At 72.2% G+C, this 18,969-nt stretch carries 20 protein-coding genes and 1 pseudogene; 12 read left to right on the top strand and 9 right to left on the bottom strand.

Annotated features, from left to right (window positions below; genetic code table 11):
- The first annotated feature begins 6 nt into the window (after positions 1-6).
- Entirely contained in the window at positions 7-2,556 is a 2,550-nt protein-coding gene (locus tag ACIBHY_RS18435; RefSeq protein ID WP_397257352.1) for an AAA family ATPase, read from the top strand.
- Here the strand turns inward: ACIBHY_RS18435 and ACIBHY_RS18430 are convergent.
- Together ACIBHY_RS18430 and ACIBHY_RS18425 are read right to left on the bottom strand one after the other, a co-directional pair.
- A complete protein-coding gene (locus tag ACIBHY_RS18430) occupies positions 2,549-2,995 on the bottom strand; it encodes a hypothetical protein (RefSeq protein ID WP_397257350.1) in 447 nt (148 codons plus the stop codon). The two genes, ACIBHY_RS18435 and ACIBHY_RS18430, sit on opposite strands and share 8 nt — an antisense overlap.
- Positions 2,982-3,512 carry an RNA polymerase sigma factor gene (locus tag ACIBHY_RS18425; protein ID WP_397307288.1) on the bottom strand — a complete coding sequence of 177 codons (531 nt, stop codon included), beginning with the start codon at positions 3,510-3,512 and terminating at the stop codon, positions 2,982-2,984. The genes ACIBHY_RS18430 and ACIBHY_RS18425 overlap by 14 nt, the downstream gene beginning before the upstream one ends.
- Before the next feature lie 119 nt (positions 3,513-3,631).
- Between ACIBHY_RS18425 and ACIBHY_RS18420 the strand changes: the two genes are divergently transcribed.
- Positions 3,632-4,516 (top strand): DUF1702 family protein, encoded by an 885-nt coding sequence (locus ACIBHY_RS18420; protein ID WP_397257346.1) that lies wholly within the window; start codon positions 3,632-3,634, stop codon positions 4,514-4,516.
- Positions 4,517-4,556: 40 nt separating this feature from the next.
- Positions 4,557-6,068: an NAD(P)-binding domain-containing protein gene (locus ACIBHY_RS18415; RefSeq protein WP_397307287.1), complete on the top strand. Its 1,512-nt coding sequence runs from the start codon at positions 4,557-4,559 to the stop codon at positions 6,066-6,068.
- On the opposite strand, the gene ACIBHY_RS18410 is transcribed toward ACIBHY_RS18415, so the two are convergent.
- Both ACIBHY_RS18410 and ACIBHY_RS18405 read right to left on the bottom strand, forming a co-directional pair.
- On the bottom strand, positions 6,065-7,009 hold the full coding sequence (locus tag ACIBHY_RS18410; protein ID WP_397307286.1) for a glycerophosphodiester phosphodiesterase family protein: 945 nt from the start codon (positions 7,007-7,009) through the stop codon (positions 6,065-6,067). The two genes, ACIBHY_RS18415 and ACIBHY_RS18410, sit on opposite strands and share 4 nt — an antisense overlap.
- A gap of 47 nt (positions 7,010-7,056) precedes the next feature.
- Positions 7,057-7,659 carry a response regulator gene (locus tag ACIBHY_RS18405; RefSeq protein WP_397307285.1) on the bottom strand — a complete coding sequence of 201 codons (603 nt, stop codon included), beginning with the start codon at positions 7,657-7,659 and terminating at the stop codon, positions 7,057-7,059.
- A 7-nt stretch (positions 7,660-7,666) separates the two neighbouring features.
- On the opposite strand from ACIBHY_RS18405, the gene ACIBHY_RS18400 reads away from it, so the two are divergent.
- The 7 genes and pseudogenes from ACIBHY_RS18400 to ACIBHY_RS18370 all read left to right on the top strand — a co-directional run bounded on the left by ACIBHY_RS18400 (position 7,667) and on the right by ACIBHY_RS18370 (position 12,820).
- Positions 7,667-8,689: a sensor histidine kinase gene (locus ACIBHY_RS18400; protein ID WP_397307284.1), complete on the top strand. Its 1,023-nt coding sequence runs from the start codon at positions 7,667-7,669 to the stop codon at positions 8,687-8,689.
- Between the two features lie 3 nt (positions 8,690-8,692).
- Complete coding sequence (locus ACIBHY_RS18395) at positions 8,693-10,510, top strand: polysaccharide lyase 8 family protein (protein WP_397307283.1); 1,818 nt, start codon at positions 8,693-8,695, stop codon at positions 10,508-10,510.
- A gap of 55 nt (positions 10,511-10,565) precedes the next feature.
- Positions 10,566-10,940, top strand: coding sequence for a PRC-barrel domain-containing protein (locus tag ACIBHY_RS18390; protein ID WP_397257334.1), 375 nt, complete (start codon positions 10,566-10,568; stop codon positions 10,938-10,940).
- A 64-nt stretch (positions 10,941-11,004) separates the two neighbouring features.
- Positions 11,005-11,997 (top strand): SDR family oxidoreductase, encoded by a 993-nt coding sequence (locus tag ACIBHY_RS18385; protein ID WP_397257332.1) that lies wholly within the window; start codon positions 11,005-11,007, stop codon positions 11,995-11,997.
- A 144-nt stretch (positions 11,998-12,141) separates the two neighbouring features.
- Positions 12,142-12,249, top strand: a pseudogene (locus tag ACIBHY_RS18380) (CBS domain-containing protein); the annotation flags it as partial.
- A 170-nt stretch (positions 12,250-12,419) separates the two neighbouring features.
- On the top strand, positions 12,420-12,554 hold the full coding sequence (locus ACIBHY_RS18375; protein WP_397307282.1) for a CBS domain-containing protein: 135 nt from the start codon (positions 12,420-12,422) through the stop codon (positions 12,552-12,554).
- A gap of 5 nt (positions 12,555-12,559) precedes the next feature.
- Complete coding sequence (locus ACIBHY_RS18370) at positions 12,560-12,820, top strand: hypothetical protein (protein ID WP_397257328.1); 261 nt, start codon at positions 12,560-12,562, stop codon at positions 12,818-12,820.
- Between the two features lie 7 nt (positions 12,821-12,827).
- Here ACIBHY_RS18370 and ACIBHY_RS18365 read toward each other — a convergent pair whose 3' ends face one another.
- The gene (locus ACIBHY_RS18365) at positions 12,828-13,325 is read right to left on the bottom strand and encodes a DUF1707 domain-containing protein (RefSeq protein ID WP_397257326.1); all 498 of its coding nucleotides are present in this window, start codon (positions 13,323-13,325) and stop codon (positions 12,828-12,830) included.
- Positions 13,326-13,374: 49 nt separating this feature from the next.
- Positions 13,375-14,097 carry a TetR/AcrR family transcriptional regulator gene (locus tag ACIBHY_RS18360; RefSeq protein ID WP_397257324.1) on the bottom strand — a complete coding sequence of 241 codons (723 nt, stop codon included), beginning with the start codon at positions 14,095-14,097 and terminating at the stop codon, positions 13,375-13,377.
- Positions 14,098-14,174: 77 nt separating this feature from the next.
- On the opposite strand from ACIBHY_RS18360, the gene ACIBHY_RS18355 reads away from it, so the two are divergent.
- Both ACIBHY_RS18355 and ACIBHY_RS18350 read left to right on the top strand, forming a co-directional pair.
- Entirely contained in the window at positions 14,175-14,969 is a 795-nt protein-coding gene (locus ACIBHY_RS18355; protein WP_397307281.1) for a DUF4097 family beta strand repeat-containing protein, read from the top strand.
- 519 nt (positions 14,970-15,488) lie between these two features.
- The gene (locus ACIBHY_RS18350) at positions 15,489-15,965 is read left to right on the top strand and encodes a hypothetical protein (RefSeq protein WP_397307280.1); all 477 of its coding nucleotides are present in this window, start codon (positions 15,489-15,491) and stop codon (positions 15,963-15,965) included.
- Positions 15,966-15,968: 3 nt separating this feature from the next.
- On the opposite strand, the gene ACIBHY_RS18345 is transcribed toward ACIBHY_RS18350, so the two are convergent.
- The 3 genes from ACIBHY_RS18345 to ACIBHY_RS18335 all read right to left on the bottom strand — a co-directional run bounded on the left by ACIBHY_RS18345 (position 15,969) and on the right by ACIBHY_RS18335 (position 18,719).
- Positions 15,969-16,349 (bottom strand): HNH endonuclease family protein, encoded by a 381-nt coding sequence (locus ACIBHY_RS18345; RefSeq protein ID WP_379613248.1) that lies wholly within the window; start codon positions 16,347-16,349, stop codon positions 15,969-15,971.
- 715 nt (positions 16,350-17,064) lie between these two features.
- Positions 17,065-18,099, bottom strand: a complete 1,035-nt coding sequence (locus ACIBHY_RS18340; protein WP_397307279.1) for an alpha/beta hydrolase — start codon at positions 18,097-18,099, stop codon at positions 17,065-17,067.
- A 38-nt stretch (positions 18,100-18,137) separates the two neighbouring features.
- Positions 18,138-18,719 (bottom strand): TetR/AcrR family transcriptional regulator, encoded by a 582-nt coding sequence (locus ACIBHY_RS18335; RefSeq protein WP_397257315.1) that lies wholly within the window; start codon positions 18,717-18,719, stop codon positions 18,138-18,140.
- Positions 18,720-18,969 lie beyond the last annotated feature (250 nt).

Raw genomic sequence — 18,969 nt, 5'->3', positions numbered from 1 at the left:
TGGGGCGTGCTCCAGGGAAGGAAGAACGAGCTGGTCGCGATCGAGCGGCTGCTCGGCACGGCCCGCGAGGGCGGCAGCGGCGCGCTGGTCCTGCGCGGCGAGCCCGGCGTGGGCAAGAGCGCCCTGCTGGAGCACGCGGGCCGCGCGGCCGACGGGTTCGCGGTCCTGAGCGGATCGGCGGTGGAGAGCGAGTCGGAGCTGCCCTTCGCCGCCCTTCACCAGATCCTGCGCCCCCTCCTCGACCAGCTCGACGCCCTCCCGGAGCCGCAGGCCGCCGCCGTACGGACCGCGTTCGGCCTGGCCACCGACGGCGTGGCCGACCGGTTCATGATCGGCCTGGCCACGCTGACGCTGCTCGCGGAGAACGCGCCGCTGCTCTGCCTGATCGACGACGCCCAGTGGCTCGACCAGGCCTCCGCCGAGGCCCTGCTGTTCGCCGCCCGCCGCCTGCACGCCGAGGGCGTGGTGATGCTGGTCTCGGCCCGTGACGAGGCGTCGCTGGCCGGGCTGCCCGAGCTGCGGGTCGAGGGGCTGGACCGGGCGGCGGCCCACGCGCTGCTGGCCCGCCACCTTCCCGGCCTGCCGCCCCACGTCAGAGACCGGGTGGTCGAGGAGTCGGGCGGCAACCCGTTGGCCCTGCTCGAACTGCCCGCCTCCGCGGCGGCGGAGGTCGGGCCGCTGCCGCTGCCCCGCCGCCTGCAGGAGGCCTTCGGCAAGCGCATCGCCGTCCTGCCCTCGCGGGCGCGCAGCGCGCTCGTGGTCGCCGCCGCGGCCGACTCCGGCGAGCTGGGCACGATCCTCGCCGCCACGCGCGAGCTCGGGCTGCCCGACGACGCGCTGGCGCAGGCCGAGGGGCTGGTGAGCGTGCGGGGCTCCACGGTCTCGTTCCGGCACTCGCTGACCAGGGCGGCGGCCTACCAGAGCGCCGGGTTCGTCGAGCGGCTGGCCGTACACCGGGCTCTGGCGGCGACCGCGGCCGATCCGGACCGGCGGGCGTGGCACCTGGCCGCGGCGGCGACCGGGCCGGACGAGGAGGTCGCGGCGGGACTGGAGGCGGCGGCGGAGCGGGCGCGCGACCGCACCGGGTACGCCGCCGCCGCGGCGGCCCTGGAACGCGCCGCGCACCTGACCCCTGACCCGGAGCGGCGGCTGCGCCGGCTGACCGCGGCAGCGCAAACGGCGACGGACGCCGGGCAGAACGGGCGGGCGGGCGGCCTGGTCGAGGAGGCGCTGCGGCTGAGCGGTGACCCGGACGCGCTGGCCACGTTGCGCGCCAAGGTCGCCTTCGAGGACGGCGACCCGGGCGCCGCCTACACGATCCTCATCGAGGCGGCCGGGCGGGCCGAGGGCGAGGCCCGGGTACGGCTGCTCACCGACGCGGCCAGGGCGGCCTGGACGCGCGCCGACCCCGAGGGCATGCGGCGCGCGCACGGCCTGCTGGCCGAGCTGCCGGGGCAGGAGTCCCTGGCGGCGGCCATCGGCGGGGCGGCCGAGCTGATGTCCGGCGATCCCGGTGAGGGCCTGCGGATCCTGCGCGAGAACGTGGCGGCGATGCCCCAGCGTCGCGCGGGACTGGTCGGCGAGCGGCTCGCGACCGTGATGGTGGACTTCTTCAGCGGCGATTTCGCCCGATCGCGCGAGACGATGCTGGTGCTCGCGGGCGAGTTCCGGCGGCGCGGCATGATCGGCTGGCTGGCCGGGGTGCTGGGGACGCTGGCCGAGGCCGAGTTCTTCCTGGGCCGCTTCCACGAGGCGGCGGCCAGCGTCGACGAGACCATCCGCATCGCCGTGGACACCGGACAGCGCCGGCGCGAGGCGCACGCGCGCGGCCTGCTCGCGGTGCTGGCGGCGGTACGCGGCGAGGAGGAGAAGGGCGAGGGCGAGTGGGCCGGGCGCGCGGGCGCGCTGCTCGACCTGGGGCGCGGCCGCTTCGAGGCGGCGCTGGAGCGCATGGATCAGCTCACCGGGCAGAACCACGCGCTCTACTTCGCGCCCGACCAGGTCGAGGCGGCGGTCAGGCTGGGCCGTCCCGAGCGGGCCGCCGAGCCGCTTGAGCGCTTCGAGCGGTGGGCGCGGGCCGCCGGTCAGCCCTGGGCCGACGCGGTGCTCGCCCGCTGCCGTGCCCTGCTGGCCGAGGATCCCGAGGAGCAGTTCGCGCTGGCCGTACGGGATGGGGCCAGGCCCTTCGAGCAGGCCCGCAGCAGGCTGCTGTTCGGGGAGTGGCTGCGCCGTGAGCGGCGCAAGGCCGAGGCCCGCACGCAGCTGCGGGCCGCGCTGGAGACGTTCGAGCGCGCGGGCGCGCACCCGTGGGCCGAGCACGCCCGCGCCGAACTGCGCGCGGCGGGTGAGACCGCCGCGCGGGCCGCGCCCGACGCGATGGCCGCCCTCACCCCGCAAGAGCTGCAGGTGGTACGGCTGGCCGCGACGGGCGCCACCAACAAGGAGATCGGCGCCCAGCTCTTCCTGAGCCCGAAGACGGTCGGCCACCACCTCTACCGGGCCTTCCCGAAGCTCGGCGTGGCCACCAGGACCGAGCTGGCCCACCTGTTCAGCTGAGCTCGGCCTTCCTGCGCAGCAGGGCGTTACGCCGGCGGTGAGCCAGGAACGTCACCACCGCCGCGACCGCCACGCACAGCGGCCCCACCACGAACAGGACAGGAGTGTCGCGCACGACGGCGAGCACGGCGAGCAGCACCGCCGTCATGGTGGAGGCGGCGACCGCGAGCCAGCCCGCGACCACTCGGTCCAGCGCGAACATGGGCGTACGCCGGGCCAGCACCCACCCGCCGTACCCGGCCCAGGCCAGGCAGAGGGCCAGGAGCAGGGCGAAGGCGAGGTGCAGGCGGTCCGGCAGCGGTCCCGGCTCGGTCAGCCACAGCGAGCCCAGCGCGACCGCGCCGGAGAGCCCGGCGAGCAGCGCGACCAGCCCGCCGGCGCGCCGCCACGGCGACAGCACGGGCGACAACGTGGCGATGATGTCATCAGGCGAGTTCATGGCCGTATCCCTTTCGCGTGAGGTGTTCCGACAGCAGGCGACGGGCGCGGTTGAGCCGTGACTTGACGGTGCCGACCGGTACGCCGCAGATCTGCGCGCAGTCCTCCAGGGAGAAGTCCTCCAGGTAGAACAGCGCGAGCACGTCCCGTTCCCGCACGGGCAGCGCGGCCAGGGCGTCGACCAGCTCGGCCCGGTCGAGCGCCGCCTCGAAGACGTCACCCTGCGGGCCGGGCGGCTGTGATTCCGGTGGCGGCTGGGCGTACTCGGCGCGCAGCCGGTCGGCGACCGACCGCCTCGCGATGGTGAACAGCCACGGCGCGAACCTGCCCGGTTCCTTCAGCCGGGGCAGGCCGCGCAGCACCGCCACCCAGACCTCCTGGGTGACGTCGTCGGCCCGCTCGGCGTCCAGCATGCGACGGACGTAGGTCCAGACGGGTCCGTGCCATGTTCTGACCAGCTCGGCCAGCGCGTCGCGCTCGCCGAGCTGGCAGCGGACCACCAGCAACTCGTCGCTCATGCCTGTCCAGTCGGGTGATGGTCCGGGAAGGTTCATGCCGGGGCGATAAACACCTCATGCGGTCGTGTGCAGGCTTGTTCACGCTCTGTCACGTCCCTACCTTCTTGGCGGGGGGACGCATGAGAAAGCTCCTATATCAGGATGCCGGACAGGTCGATTTCGAGCGGCGCGGGTTCCGGCTCGGGCCCGCGAGGGGCCACCTGGAAGCCGTCGGGCGGGCCTTCATGGCCGGGTTCAACGCCGCGGGTCCCGGCGGGATGGACGTCTCCGGCCTCGCGCCGGAGATGCGGGGGTTCGCCTACGAAGGCGCCGGGATGGCGTGTGCCATGCACGACGTCCTGACCCTCTCCGGCGGCAGGCGGCTGGCCGCGCTGCTGGCCGGGCAGGGGCGCGAGCACCCGTACCCGATCCATCTGGGCGCCGGATGGGCCTTCGCCAGGCTCCGGCTGCGGCCGTGGCCCATGCGCAAGGCGCTGGACCCGCTGCTGCGCTGGCTGAGCTGGGACGGCTACGGCTTCCACCAGGCCTTCTTCCGCCAGCCCGTGGGCCTGACCACCAACGGGGTCAGGCGAGCCATCCGCGACCAGGGCTACGGCCGGGCACTGTGGTTTCGCGAGTGCGCCGACGTGGACGCCCTCGCCGTCACCATCGCCGCCTTCCCACTCGACCGGCACGCCGACCTGTGGAGCGGCGCGGGCCTGGCCGCCGTCCACGCCGGCGGCGCCACCCCCGACGACCTGGTACGGCTGGCCCGCCACGCCGGCGAGAACCGGGCCGACCTCGCCCAGGGCGCCGCCTTGGCCGCCGCGGCCAGGGTGCGCTCCGGCCTCGTCCCCGCCCGCGCCGAGCAGGCCATCGAGATCCTGGCCGGAGCCGGACCCGAGCGGGCGGCCGGCTGGGCCGAGCAGGCCAGGCGCGGACGCGGCCACACGGCGGAGGAGTACCAGCTCTGGCGGGCGGAGATCCGCAGGTTGTGGGGATCGCGGAGAAACGTGCGCTCCTGAGGGGGTTGACCGCTCCGGGTGGCCCGCAGAACCTACGGGTGTGCAGACCTACCGCTATCTCGTCGTCGGCGCCGGTCCCGGCGGACTCCAGCTCAGCTACTTCCTGCACCGCCGCGGCGCGGACTACGTGACGCTGGAGCGGGAGGCGGGACCGGGGGCCTTCTTCCGGCACTATCCCCGCCACCGCAGGCTGATCTCGCTCAACAAGGTCCACGTGGGCGACGACGATCCGGAGATCCGGCTGCGCTGGGACTGGAACTCGCTGCTCAACGACACGCCGGACCTGCTGTTCCCCGCGTACTCGGCCGAGTACCTGCCCGCGGCCGACGACCTGACCCGCTACCTCGCCGACTTCGCGGCCAAGCACGCGCTCAACGTGCGCTACTCCACGCCGGTCACGGAGATCCGGCGCGAGGAGGACGGCTTCGTGGTGCGGGCGGGCGAGCAGGTCTACCGGGCCGAGTGCGTCGTCGTGGCCACCGGGTGGGGCGGGCCGTACGTCCCTGAGATCCCGGGGATCGAGCACGCGGTCGGCTACGAGGACATGGAGACCGACGGCGCGCGCTTCGCCGGGCAGCGGGTGCTGGTCATCGGCAAGGGCAACTCGGCGTTCGAGACGGCGCAGGCGCTGCTGCCGCACGCCGACATCGTCCACCTGGCCAGCCCCCACCCCTTACGGCTGGCCTGGCGCAGCAAGCACCCCGGCGACGTACGCGGGCAGTACGGCGCCTTCCTCGACAGCTACTGGTTCAAGACCCTGCACGCGGTCCTGGAGTGCGAGATCGACCGGATCTGGCGGGAGGACGACGTCTTCAAGGTCGCCATCACCTACACGCTGGCCGACGGCGAGCGGGCGCTGCTCGACTACGACGCTGTGCTGCGGTGCACCGGGTTCACCATGGACCAGGGGGTGTTCGGTGATGGCAGCGTGCCGTACCTGCACGAGAACGGGCGGATCCCGGCCATCGGGCCGGACTTCCAGTCGGCCAACGTCGACGGGCTGTACTTCGCCGGGACGCTGATGCAGGGGCGCGACGTCAAGCACGCCTCCTCGGCCTTCATCGACGGCTTCCGCTACAACCTGCGCACGCTGGACCGGCTGCTGGCCGAGCGCTTCGACGGGGCGCCGCTGGAGCACCGGCCGGCGCCGGTGGAGGCGGGCGGGCTGTGCGCGTACATGCTGGACCGGGCGAACTGGAGCTCGGCGCTGTGGACGCAGTTCGAGTACCTCTGCGACGCCTACGTGATCGAGGACGGCCGGATCGAGCACTACGAGGACCTGCCCGAGGACTACGCGACCGGGCGGTTCCACGATCTGCTCACGCTCACGCTGCGCTGGGGGCCGCGCGACCAGCCGGACGTTTTCGCCATCCAGCGGCATCCCGAGCCGGATCGGGCCGAGGAGAGCGCCTTCCTGCATCCGGTCGTGCGCCGGTGGCGGGGCGGGGCCCTGGTGGCGGAGAAACACCTGCTGGAGGATCTGCGGGCGCGCTGGCGCGACCCGGTCAGGCACGTCGAGCCGCTCACCGGGTTTCTGGCCGGGCAGCTTTAGCGCAGGTGCGGGGCCACCACGTCGATCCGGTTCGTCCAGACGCCGCCCGCGTAGCCTTCCGGCAGGCGTTCCAGGTCGGCGGGGGTGTCGAAGCCCTCCGACCAGCCGCCGTCGCCCGCGACCAGGACGACGCGGGTGCCGTGGGCGCGCATCCGCTCGACGAACCTGTGCGGCCAGCCCCACAGCCAGGGGGCGTAGCTCTCCGGAAGGTGCAACTGGATGTTCTGGCAGACCGCGGGGACCAGGCCGGTCCAGCCGGTCGCGACGTAGCGCAGGCCGCAGCGTTCCATGATGGCCCGGGAGCCGACCCTGGCGCCGGGCGCCTTGGCGGCGTAGGCGGCCACCGAGGCGTCGCCGCCGTAGACGGTGATCTTCGCGCGGCGCTCGGGGGGCAGGGCTTCGGCCACCTTCTCGCCGTCGGCGGGGTCGTCGCTCTTGATGTGCAGCAGCAGTTCCCTGCCGGGGAAGGCTTCCAGGACCTCATCCAGAGCCGGCATCAGGCCGACGCCCTTGCCGCGGAAGGGGAAGGTCCTGCCGCCGTCGGGTGTGTAGCCGTGGCCGACGTCCAGGCGGCGCAGCTCGGCCATCGTGTGGTCGCGGACCGCGCCCCTTCCGTCCGTGCGGCACTCCAGGAGGTGGTCGTGGAAGACGGCGATCCTGTCGTCCTTGGTCACCTGGACGTCGAACTCGACCATGTCCGCTCCGGCCGCGAAGGCGGCGCGCATGGACTCCAGGGTGTTCTCCAGGTAGGGGTGCCGCGGTGGGTGGATGCGCTCCGCCGTACAGGTGTCGCCGGTCAGGCCGGCGAACCCGAACGTCTGCGCCATCCCGCGGTGGGCCAGCAGCAGCGGCGGCTCGTCCGGGGTGCTCCACGAGCGGTTGCCCGCGTAGACGAGCACGAGGCCCAGGAGCACGACGAGGGCGATGCGGCGTTTCGACACCGCTCGACGATCGCGTCGGCTGGCCCGGCCCACAACCGGCGAAGGGACTAGTCCCTTGGTACGAGCCGCGCGGCCTGGGTGCGGCTGGTGACGCCCAGCTTGGCCAGCACGTTGCTGACGTGCGCCTTGACCGTGCGCTCGGCCAGGCCCAGCGTGCGGGCGATGTCCTGGTTCGACAGGCCCTCGGCCACCAGGTCCAGGACCTCCCGCTCCCTGGCGGTGAGCGCCTCCAGGCCGGGCGGGCGGGCGCGGGCCAGCAGCCGGCCGGCCGAGGCGCTCAGCGTGGTGACGCCGGCGTGCGCGCCCCTGACGGCCGCGGCCAGTTCCTCGCCGGTGGCGTCCTTGAGCACGAAGCCGTCAGCCCCGGCGGCCAGGGCGCGCTGGATCTCCCCGGCCCTGCCGACCGTGGTCAGCATCAGCACGCGCGGCCGCGGCCTGGGCAGGTGCTCGCGCAGCAGCGTGATGCCGTCCATGCCCGGCAGGTACAGGTCCAGCAGGATCACGTCCACCTCGCCGGCCGCGAGGAAGGCGAGAAGTTCCGGCCCGTCTTCCACCGCGGCGACCACCTCGATGTCAGGTTGTGCCCCGAGAATGAGGGACATGCCCTCCCGGACGAGCGCCTGGTCATCGACGATGACGAGCCTGATCACGCGGCCGATGCTACGAGATGCCCGGCTATGGCTGGAACTCTCGCTCGCCGGACTCCTCGCCGGGCTCTTCGTGATCAGCGGCGCGGCCGTCTCGGCGCCGCTCGGGCTGGCGCAGATTCTTCCGCTGGCCTGGCGGCGCAGGTACCCCGCGCTCGTGCTCGTCGTGGTCGCGCTGGCCACGCTCGTGCACCTGCGGCTCGGGATGTGGCGGGTGGTGGGCTGTCTTCCCGCCATGCTCGCGCTGCACGCCGCCGCCGGGAGCGGCAGCAGGAGCGTGCGGATCTGGCTGTGCGCGGCCGCGGCGCTGGCGCTGTCGATCTCGGACGCCACCCTGCGCGGGCCGGTCGAGGGCGGGCTGATCAGCCTCGTGTCGTTCACCGTCGTGTGGGTGACCGGGGTCGAGCGCGGCCAGCACGCCCGTGAGCGGGCCGCGCTGGCGGCCACCGCCGCCGAGCACGCGCGGCTGCGCGCGGAGTCGGCCGAGCGCGAACGGCTGGCCAGGCGGCTGCACGACACGCTGGCCGGGACCGTCACGGTGATGCTCGTCCAGACCGAGGCGCTGCGGCACACGGCCGCCTTCGCGCCGCCGGAGCGCGAGCGGGTGGATCGGGTGCTGTCGGCGGGGCGCAGGGCGCTGGCCGAGGTCCGCGACACCATCGCCGATCTCGACCGGCGGGACGCCTCGGGGGCGGAGCTTTCCGCCCATCTCAGCCGGCTGCGGGCGGCGGGGCTGGACGTGCCCGCCGTACCGTCGATGGATCTCGCGCCGCCGCTCGCGGACGTCTTCCACCGCCTGGTCGGGGAGGCGGCGACCAACGCGCTGCGGCACGGCGGGCCGGGCGCGCGGGTGGAGTACCTGGCCGAGGGGCGGGTGCTGACGATCGTCAGCACCCCCGTGCGCGCGCGGCGGGCCGGGAGCGGCGGTTACGGCCTGCGCAGCCTGGCCGCCGATCTCCAGGAGTACGGCGGTGCCCTCGCCTATGGCCGGGACGGCGAGCGCTGGGTCGTGACCGCGACCTTCCCGGAGTAGCCGATGCTGTCCAGGCGCGCGATGCTCCTGCTGGGGGCAGCCGCGCTGCTCCCGGCCGAGGACCCGTTAGAGCTGGTCAGGCGGCGTTGGCGGGAGCTGGCCACGGGCCCACTTGTCCACGACATCGACGGATACATCCGGCGGGCCTACGCCCCCGGCGCCGACCCCGAGGGCAACTGGTGGCGCTGGCGGATCGGCGTGCCCAAGCGGCTCCTCGACAGCGCGATGCGTACCGGCTACCGGGGCACGCTGCTGCTGGAAGCCGTCGACCACTTCGTCCCGGAGAGCGTGCTCGACGACTACGACGGCACCAGCACCGGCGCCAACCGCGTGGACCTGTGCACGGTGCTGCTGCTGCGCGCCGTCCTCGGCGGCGGCCGCTCCGGCCGCGAACGGGCGGCCAGAGCGGTCGCCGGGCTCGCGCCGGTCCTGCGCTATGTCACGGAAGGCGATGGCTTCTACCGCGACGGCTCCTTCATCCAGCACTCCTGGGTCCCTTACCAGGGCGGCTACGGCGCGGTGCTGCTGTCCGGCCTGGCCAGGATCTTCGCCGTGCTGCGCGGCACCCCCTGGGAGGTCGCCGACCGGCAGGTCGTCCACGACAGCGTCGAGCGCTCCTTCGCCCCCTTCATCCACCAGGGCCTGTGCATGGACCTCGTCCGGGGCAGGAGCGTCGGCAGGCACCCGGATGGCGCCCGGCGCAGAGCCCGCGAGATCGCCGAGGCCGTGCTGCTGCTCGGCGAGACGGCCGGCGCCGCCGAGCGGGCCCGGTGGCGCGGCATGGTCAAGGGCTGGGGCCTGCTCGACGACGACAGGGTCGCGGCGCGGCCCGAGCCGCCGGGCCACGTGCTGATGCCGATGAGCGCCCGCGCCGTCCACCGGGCGCCCGGCTGGTGCGCGGCGCTCAGCATGAGCTCGCACCGGATCGGACACTACGAGCACGGCAACGGCGAGAACCTGCGCGGCTGGCACACCGGCGCCGGAATGCTCTACTGGTGGACCCCGGAGCACCCCGCCCAGTACGCGGACGGCTTCTGGCAGAGCGTCGACCCCTACCGGCTGCCCGGCACCACGGTCTCCACCCGCCGCCTGCCCGACGGCGCCGGGACCGCGTGGGGCGAGACCCTCACCCCGTGGCGCTGGGTCGGCGGCGCCACCGACGGCACGTACGCCACCGTCGGCCATCACCTGTCCGGCCTGGAAAGCTCACTTGAGGCGTTCAAGTCGTGGTTCTTCCTCGACGACGCCGTGGTCTGCCTGGGAGCCGGGATCGCGTGCCGCGACGGCGTACCCGTCGAGACCGTCGTGGACAACCGCAGGACCGGCGCCGCCCTGGCCGTGGACCGCCGGGCGGGCTGGTTCCACCTGGAAGGCCACGCCGGATACGTCGTCCTGGACGGGGCGCAGCCGAAGATCCGGCGCGACGAGCGGTACGTGACGCTCTGGCTGGACCACGGCGCCGACCCCGCGGACGCCCGTTACGCCTACGCCCTGCTGCCCGGCGCCTCCGAGGCCGGGACGCGGGCCCGTGCCGCCGCGTCGACCTGGCTGCACGTCCTGGCCAACACGAGCGGGCAGCAGGCCGTACACGTGCCGGGGCTGGGCCTGACCGCGGCCAACTTCTGGCGGCCCGGCACCGTCGGCCCGCTGACCGCCTCCGCGCCCTGCGCGGTCCTCGTCAGGGAGAAAGGCGACGGCACCGCCACGCTCACGGTCGCCGACCCGCGCCGCGAACTGCCTGGTCTGACCGTCGTCTGGAACCGGCACGTCCTCGTCTTCGAGGCCCTCCCCGAGCCCCGGACCGTGACGCTCCCCGTTTAGCCGCCTGCCGCCGGGTAGCCGGATGTGCGTCCGCAACCAAAGGAAAGGAGCAGTCATGCAGCCTGACCCGAACCTGTGGGCCTACCACCACGACGTGTACGGAACCGGCGGCACCATGGATCTCGCCGGATACACCGTCGAGGCGACCGACGGCAAGATCGGTTCGGTCGACGAGGCGACTTACGAGGTCGGCGAGAGCTACATCGTCGTCGACACCGGCCCGTGGATCTTCGGCAAGAAGGTCATGCTTCCGGCCAGCGTCGTCACCAGGGTGGATCCGCAGGAGAAGAGAGTCCACGTCTCCCGCACCAAGCAGGAGATCAAGGACGCTCCCGAGTTCGACGCGTCGAACTACAAGGAGTCCGTCTACCGGGACCAGATAGGCACCTACTACGGGAAGTTCCCCCCGTACGGTCCCGGCCCTCTCTAAACGCGAAACCCACGGGCAGGCCGCCCTCGCGGCCTGCCCGTGGCCGGTCTCCGAGGAGGTTTCCATGGATCTGCGAGGAAAGGTGGTCGTGGTGACCGGCGCCAGCGGCGGTGTCGGACGCGCCGTGGTGCGGGAACTGGGCACGCGCGGCGCCACCGTCGCGCTGATCGCGCGTGGCACGGCTGGCCTGGCCGAGGCGTCGGTGGAGGTCGGCGTCGCGGGCGGCGAGGGCCTCGTCTACGAGGCCGACGTCGCCGACTATCACCAGGTACGGCAGGCCGCACAGCGGATCGAGGCCGACCTCGGCCCGATCGAGGTGTGGATGAACGTCGCCTTCTCCTCGGTGTTCGCCACGTTCTGGGACATCCAGCCCGAGGAGTACGAGCGCGCCACTCGCGTCACCTACCTCGGCTACGTCTGGGGCACCCGCGTGGCACTCGACCTCATGCGCCCCCGCGGCCACGGCGTCATCGTCCAGGCCGGGTCGGCGCTCACCTACCGGGCCATCCCCCTGCAGTCCGCCTACTGTGGCGCAAAACACGCCATCAAGGGCTTCACCGAGTCCGTCCGCACCGAACTGCTGCACGAGAAGAGCGACATCCAGATCACGATGGTGCAGTTGCCCGCGCTCAACACCCCGCAGTTCGACTGGGTGCTGGCCAGGCTGGGCCGCCATCCGCAGCCGGTGCCGCCGATCTACCAGCCCGAGGTCGCCGCGCGAGCCATGGTCTACGCCGCCGAGCACCCGCGCCGCCGCGAGTACTGGGTCGGCGCCACCACGGCGGCCACGATCCTGGCACAGAAGTTCGCCGCCGGAGCGCTGGACCGCTACCTGGCCCGCACCGGAGTCGACGCGCAGCAGATCGCCGGCGAGGCGCCCAGCGGTGTCCACAACCTGTGGAAACCCGCCGACGACGAGCAGTCCTACGGGGCGCACGGCCGCTTCGACGAACGCAGCCACCCCCGCAGCCTGCAGGTCTGGCTCTCTCGCCACCGAGGCGCGCTCGCCCTCGGCGCCGCTGCCGCCGCCTTCCTGGGCTGGCGGGCGCTCCGTTAGACAGCGTGACCGTGGGTAGCCGTCCGTTCGCGAGCGGCGACTTGGCCGTGGCGGAGAACCGGCGGCCGGTGTGGAGGGCCGGCGCGGGGGTAGGTAGGACCCTTACCGATCCGTCCGATCCGTCCGATCCGTCCGAGGAGGGACATGCCGACCGCACGAGAGATCATGACACCCGGCGCGGAGTGCATCGCCGCCGACGCCAGCGTGTCCGAGGCCGCGGAGAAGATGGCCAGTCTCGACGTCGGCTCACTGCCGGTCTGCGGGTCGGACGAGCGGCTCCGGGGGATGCTGACCGACCGGGACATCGTGGTCAAGGTCCTGGCGATCGGCAAGGATCCGGACTCCTGCCGTACGGGCGAGCTGGCCGGGGCAGGCCGGTCACGGTCGGCGCCGACGACGACGCCAGGGAGATCCTGCGCACGATGGCCGCGTACAAGGTCCGGCGGCTGCCCGTCCTCGACGGCCACCGCCTGGTCGGCGTCGTCGCCCTGGCCGACGTCGCCCGCGCCCTGCCGGATGCCCCGGTGGGGGACCTGATGAGCGCGATTGCGAGTTGATGACCATGACGCACAACGAGGACTACCGTCCGCCCGAGCGTTCGCCCGAGGGCAAGCCGATGGCCAGTGCCACCCCGCGTGACGTGGTGCACATCAGGGTGGGTTCGTTCATCCTGATCTTCGCCGTCGTGCTCGGCGTGGCGAGCCTGCTGCTGGGCATCCCGCTGCTGGCCGCCGGGGCCGGGGTGGTGATCGTGGCCACGGTCGTGGACATGGTGCTGGCCGTTCGCGGGCAGCGCGCCCGTGGTTCCGGGGAAGCCGGCTGAGGCGGCCTCAGCGGTGGCGGATCTTGAGGCGGCCGTAGCCGAGTTCGCCGCTCACCTGGACGTGCAGAGTGCTCGGGCCCGGGTTGCGGGGTGGGCGGTGGGTGGCGCCGCCCCAGGTGAGGCGTACCCGGTCGTAGTCGACGCTCGCCCGCTTCGGCAGGGTGAGAAGGACCGAGCCGTAGGCCAGCTGGAAGTCGATCTCGATGGCCGCGTGGCGGATGTCGGCCGCGGACAGGTCGAGGTTGGCGCCGCCGTACTCGCCGATGATCCGCAGCGAGCGGGGGACGCGCCACGCGCCCGAGCGGCGGATGCGGGCCCCGGTGGAGACCAGCTCGACCCGCTCGTCGGGCAGCTCCGCCAGCGCCGTGGCGAGCGTGCTGGGGGAGCGCGCGGTGAGGGCCTGCTCCAGCCGCACTTCCATCTCGGCGGAATCGAGATGGCCCTCCGCGTAGGCGTGCTGGAGCCTCTGGACGGCCTGGTCGCGCTCGGCCTCGGACAGGGGCATGACGACCTCCTTTCATGGCGTCATACAGACACCATAATGGTGCCATGCATCATCCGGTAGTGCGCTCGGACTCCAGGCTGGCGAGGATGTGGCGCAGGCCGAAGGAGAACTGGTCCTCGCGCGCCGCATCGACACTGACGTCGGCGACGTGCTGGGCGGTGTAGAGACGGCGCAGTCGCGGGTACGGCTGGGCGGCCCGCTCGGCGACCGGCCACATGAGCGCCACCCAATCCTCCTGGCTCAGGCCGTTGCGGGCCATCAGCGACAGCACCGCCGCCTCGGCCGTGCTGACACCGGTGACGTAGGACGCGACGGTGCTCAGCGCCCGGTTGGCCGCCTCCAGCGGGAAGCCGGCGGTCTCGAGGATGCCGATCATGCGATCGGTCTTTTCCATGGTGTTCGGGCCGAGGTACGACAGGCCGGCCGCGCCGAAGAGCTGTGCGGACCAGGGGTGGCGCAGGATCGCCGCGCGCAGGCTGTGGGCGCAGGCGAGCGTGGGGGTGCGCCAGTCGGCCGGGTCGCCGCTCTCGGTGATCTCGATCTCGGCGTAGATCTGGTCGACGACCAGTTCGATCAGCTCGTCCTTGCTGGCCACGTGGCGGTAGAAGGCGGTGGCGGCGGTGCCCAGCTCCGCGCCGAGACGCCGCATGCTCAGCGCCTCCAGCCCTTCGGCGTCCAGGACGCGGATCGCGGTGGCGACGATCAGCTCGCGGGTGAGCGCGGGCGATTTCTTGGGCGGGCGCGTCCACACCGACGGGCTCTGTTCTTGCATGCTCTCTCCCTGGTCGCGGCCATTGTAGTGCACAGCGTGATTGCCATCGAGTACACTGTTCGCTTAGGGTGCACGGTGTGAATTCCTTCGACACCCCGGAACCCATCCAAGCCGCGGTCGACCTCGCGGCGGGAGAAGTTCGGCTCGTGGCGGAGCGCCGCGCCGACACGCTGGTCAGGGTGAACCCGCTCGACCCGGCCAGCGACGACGACGCCACCGCGGCCGGTCTGACCGAGGTGGAGTACTCCGGCGGCCTCCTGAAGGTGCGCACGCCGCGCCTGTGGGGGCGCCGCACCGGCGCGGTCGAGGTGGAGATCCGGCTCCCCGAAGGTTCCGGCCTGGAGGTCGGCCTGTCCACCGGCGGAGTACACAGCCACGGCCGGCTCGGCGAGACCAGGATCCGCACCACCCACGGTGAGATCCAGCTCGACCAGACCGCCGGGCTCCACCTGGAGTCGGGGTCGGGCCACGTGTGCGTCGCCGCGGTCGAGGGTCCGGCCGTGATCAAGATGCCCAGCGGCGACCTGTGCCTCGGCGAGGTCACCGGCAGCCTGCGGGTCCGCGCCGCCAACGGGCGGATCGTGGTCGAACGGGCCCACGCCGACGTCGAGGTGATGACCGCGCACGGCGACATCAGGATCGGCGAGGTGATCCGCGGCCTCGTCACGCTCACGACCGGCTCGGGGGCCGTCGACGTGGGCGTCAGGGAGGGCAGCGCCGCCGTGCTGAGCCTCGGCTCCACCTACGGCGCCGTACGCGACCTGCTGGACGCGGAGCCGCCGCCCGAGCCGGCAGAGGAGAACCTCGTGATCCACGCCTCGGCCACGCACGGCAACGTGGTGGTCCGCCGCGTGACACACCTGCGGAAGTAGGCGCGGGCCGGCGGAAGGAGGAGCAGCACGACCACCGGGGTGAAGAACGTGCGGCCCTCGGTCGGGACCGGCACCCAGTCCGGGTAGACGTCCGAGGTCGCGTCCACGACCGCCCGCGCGTCCGCGCTGTTCTGGGGGTACGCCACCTTCGACGGCCGGCTGAGGATGACGAGCGCGTCCATCACGAGGAACAGGGGTTGCGCGATCAGGGTGAGGATCCAGCCCGCGCGTCTGCCCGCCAGGTTGAGCGCGCCCGGGACCGCGACGACGACCGCGGTGCCGACGGGCACGAGCAGCGCGTCACCGCCCTCGTCGAAGCGGACGTCGTTCGCGGCCAGGACCGACTGCGACAGACCCAGCCCGATCAGTTGTGCCACGGCAGGACGTGCGGGCCGGTTGACCGGGTCGGGGCCGAAGTCGGCCGGTGAGACCTGCTTGCCGTCCGCTTTGAGCACCTTCTGGGGTCAAGATGTCCTGACGGCAACACGGCAAGCTGGTCGTCAGGGTATCTTGACGGGTATGACGATGAAGCTTTCCGACATCCCCGACCACGAGGGGTTCGCCGCGCCCGTCCTCCCCGACGGGCAACTGGCCCGTTCCTCCAGTGCCTTCACCCGAGCCTTCACCGGCTACCAAGCCGCCTGCTCCTGCGGATGGGCCGACCGCCGCCGCTTCCCGCCCACCCCGGAAGGCGCCAAGGAGGCGGAGGGCCGCTGGTACACGCATGCCGCCCCGCTCCTGGCCGCAGCCCCACCCAGCTGGCTGGTCGTCAAGTCGAACCTGCTGTGCGAGCAGATCGTCAACCTCGCCGCCGACCGCCCGCTGGCCGCCCTCACCCTGCTGGCACAGGTGGAGAGCTGGCAGCGGACGTTGCTCGACCAGGCCGTGGCCGGGGCCAAGGCAGCCGGTGCCTCCTGGGCCGATGTCGGCGAGGCCATGGGCATCACGAAGCAGGCGGCCCACGAACGCTTCCGCGCGCACGTAGGCCCCCAATGACCGTCAGCGGCAGGTACGGAGCATGTTGATCAGCGCCTTCTTCTCCCGCTTGGTGACGAAGAGGCGGTAATGATGTTTCACCGAGATCCAGGAGGTGGCATACCGGCACCAGTAGCCCCGGCGCGGCGGCCGCCAGCTCTGCGGCCCCTTGCCGCCCTTGGCGATGTTGATCGAGTGGCTGACGACCTTGAGCTCGGGCCGCGTCAGGTCATTGGCGAACGCACGCCGCTTGGCCTGACTCCACCGCTTGGCCCCCGACCGCCACGCGTACGCCAGCGGCACCACATGGTCGACGTCCACCAGCTTCTCGCTCTTCAGCACCTTGCCGTCATAAGGGCTGTACCAGGTCCCCTTGACCGGATGACAGTACTTGTTCCTCCGCACACCCCGCCCATCACGCGCCAGCACGACTTCGCGCGCGTCACAGGTCCCCCGGTGATGTGCCCACCGAGGCTGGAACCGCCGATGACTGTAGCCCCGGCCGGACAACGCCTTGGCAACCTTCAGCTGCCCAAGCATCCGAAGAGACCCGGCCTGTGACTGTTCGCGCCGTTCAGCCGCCGCCTGCGGACTCATGGCCACCGCCGTAACCGGAATAGCCAGAGCAGTGAGTACGGCGACGCGGACCACCCGACTTAAGATCATGCTTTCCCCCATACCCACGACACCGTAAGGGCTCAGCCGCCCTCGCGCACCCGGGATTCCCCACATCCCAGCAGCTACCCGGCCCCAGAGACGTCGCCCCAAGAGCAACTCCTCCCTGCACCACGCCCCAAATCAACCGACTCGATACACCCAGCCCAACATGTCCCAGCCGCCACCCAACCTTGGCCCCTGCCGCCGCCCAACCTCAGCCCTCGGTGGTCGTCGCCGCGTGCCCACTGGACAGCTACGCCGTCCACCCGGCTCATGCCCGTGGCCCGAAAGCACCCGCGCCCGCAAGCCCACCCAACCCCTGGAGCGCGACCGACAGCTGAGCGCGCCCGAGAGACGAGAACGACCGGCACACAACCCCGACCGCCACAACCCCCGACCGCCACAACCCCCGACCGACACGCGAGCACCGCTGACAGGCGAGCCCGACCGAGAAGAGGGGCGGTCAGGCGGCGAACCGCTCACACAACCACGCCAGCGCCAGCGGATACCGGTACTCGATCGCCATATGCGTGGCGTCGAACAGCTCGAACCGCGTCCGCTCACTCCGCAGCCCAGCGTCAAGAACCGCCTGATGAAAGGCGGCCGCACCCAGGTCCAGGTACCACTCGTCCCTGGTGCCCGCGTCGATCCAGACACCCCGCATGCTTTTGAGCGACCCGGCATACTGCTCCTGCCTGGCCATACGGACGGGATCTCTGGCCAGCCACCTCTCCCAGACCTCCGGAACCAACGCCCCATTCCCGTCGAACGGCAACCGGACCGTCCCGTCCTCGTCGGCCGAGTAGGCGGCCGCATAGCCGTAGAGCTCGATGAGGACGTCGTCGCCCGGCCTGGTCATGGCGATCCGCCCGCGGAAGTCGGCCAGGAACGCGTCGTACGACCCGTCATAGAGGTCGCGCAGCGTCCGGGCCGCCCGCGGAAACTCCGGCAGATAACAGGTCTCGAACAGCGCGTCACCGGCATGCGTGGCGAACAACCCGAACACGTCGGGCCGCATCATCGCGGTGACCATGGCGCCATAGCCGCCGCTCGACTTGCCGGTGATCGCCCGCATGTCCCGGTGGGGCAGCGTGCGGTAGTGGCCGTCCACCCACGGCACGACCTCCCTGCACAGGTAGGTGTGATAGCGGCCGGTCCCGGGGGAGTCGAGGAACTGGCTGCCTCCGTAGGCCGTCCACGCGTCGACGTAGACGACGATCGCCGGGGGCGTCTGACCGGCCGCGAACACCTCGTCGGCCAGTTCGGGGAACGGCCGGCGGAACGGGGTCAGGTTGCTCCACATGGCGAGGTGCCCGGTATAGCCCTGGATGACGTAGACCGTGGGGTAGCGCCTGGTGGGTTCGTCGTCGTAGCCGGGCGGGACGTACACCCACAAAGGCCGCTCGTGCGGATCGCCCAGCGGGTTGCCGCGCAGGACATCGCTGTCGATGACATGGCGGTCGATGCGACCGGCGAGGTCGGCGGACCAGGGAAGCACGGAGCACTCCTTACGTGAGCAGGGTCAACGGCGGGGGTCTAGCCGGGCAGGACGTGGGACAGCGCGCGGCGGAGGATGGCGGCGAAGGGTTCTGCGGTGCCCGGTTCCAGCCACCTCCGCCCCGCCACCCGAACCGCGCCCGCGACGGCGGCAGCCGTAACGGCGGGGAAAAGGTCGCCGTCGCCATCGGTGCGGTCCGCGATCGCGTCGGCGAGCGGGCCCTCGGCCATGGTGAACGCCTTGAGCGCCTCTCCTTCCAGCTCGGGCGTCAGCATGATCATGCTCAGCCCGGCCCGGTCTGGCTCAGGTTCTGTGTAGAGCTCGATCACGGCGGCGGTGATGGCCTCGGTCAGCGACTCGCCGGCCGGGCGGGCGCGCAGGGCCTTGCCCGCGCGTTTGGACTGGTCGGCCTGGAAGGCGCAGATCGCCTCGCCTCTGCTGGAGAAATAGTTGTTGTACGTGCGGGGCGACACCCCGGCGGCCGCGGCGATGTCGTGAACACGCACGAGTGCCAGCCCGTTGGGTCCCTGCTCGATGGCCAGGCGCAGCGCCGCATGGCCGATCGCCTCCCTGGTGGCCTGGCTGTTGCGTGTCCGTAGGTCTGCGGTCTCGTCGGTCATGCCGATACGATACCGCGAGATTGCGCGTCGCGCATCATGTGCGTGACACGCAAATTCTCTGTAGAGTGCCAGCGAGCCGGGACGGCGCAGTCGCGGGTGCCGTCCCTCCACAGACAGGTCAGGAGTGCGGAATGACGTCAAAAATGATCGCGTTCGACGAGGACGCCCGGCGCGGTCTCGAGCGCGGCATGAACCAGCTCGCTGACGCCGTGAAGGTGACCCTTGGTCCCAAGGGGCGCAATGTCGTGCT

The organism is Nonomuraea sp. NPDC050547 (assembly GCF_044457345.1).
Classification (GTDB): domain Bacteria; phylum Actinomycetota; class Actinomycetes; order Streptosporangiales; family Streptosporangiaceae; genus Nonomuraea.
Note: the sequence above shows the minus strand (reverse complement) of the source record. Positions and strands in the feature narration are given on the sequence as shown.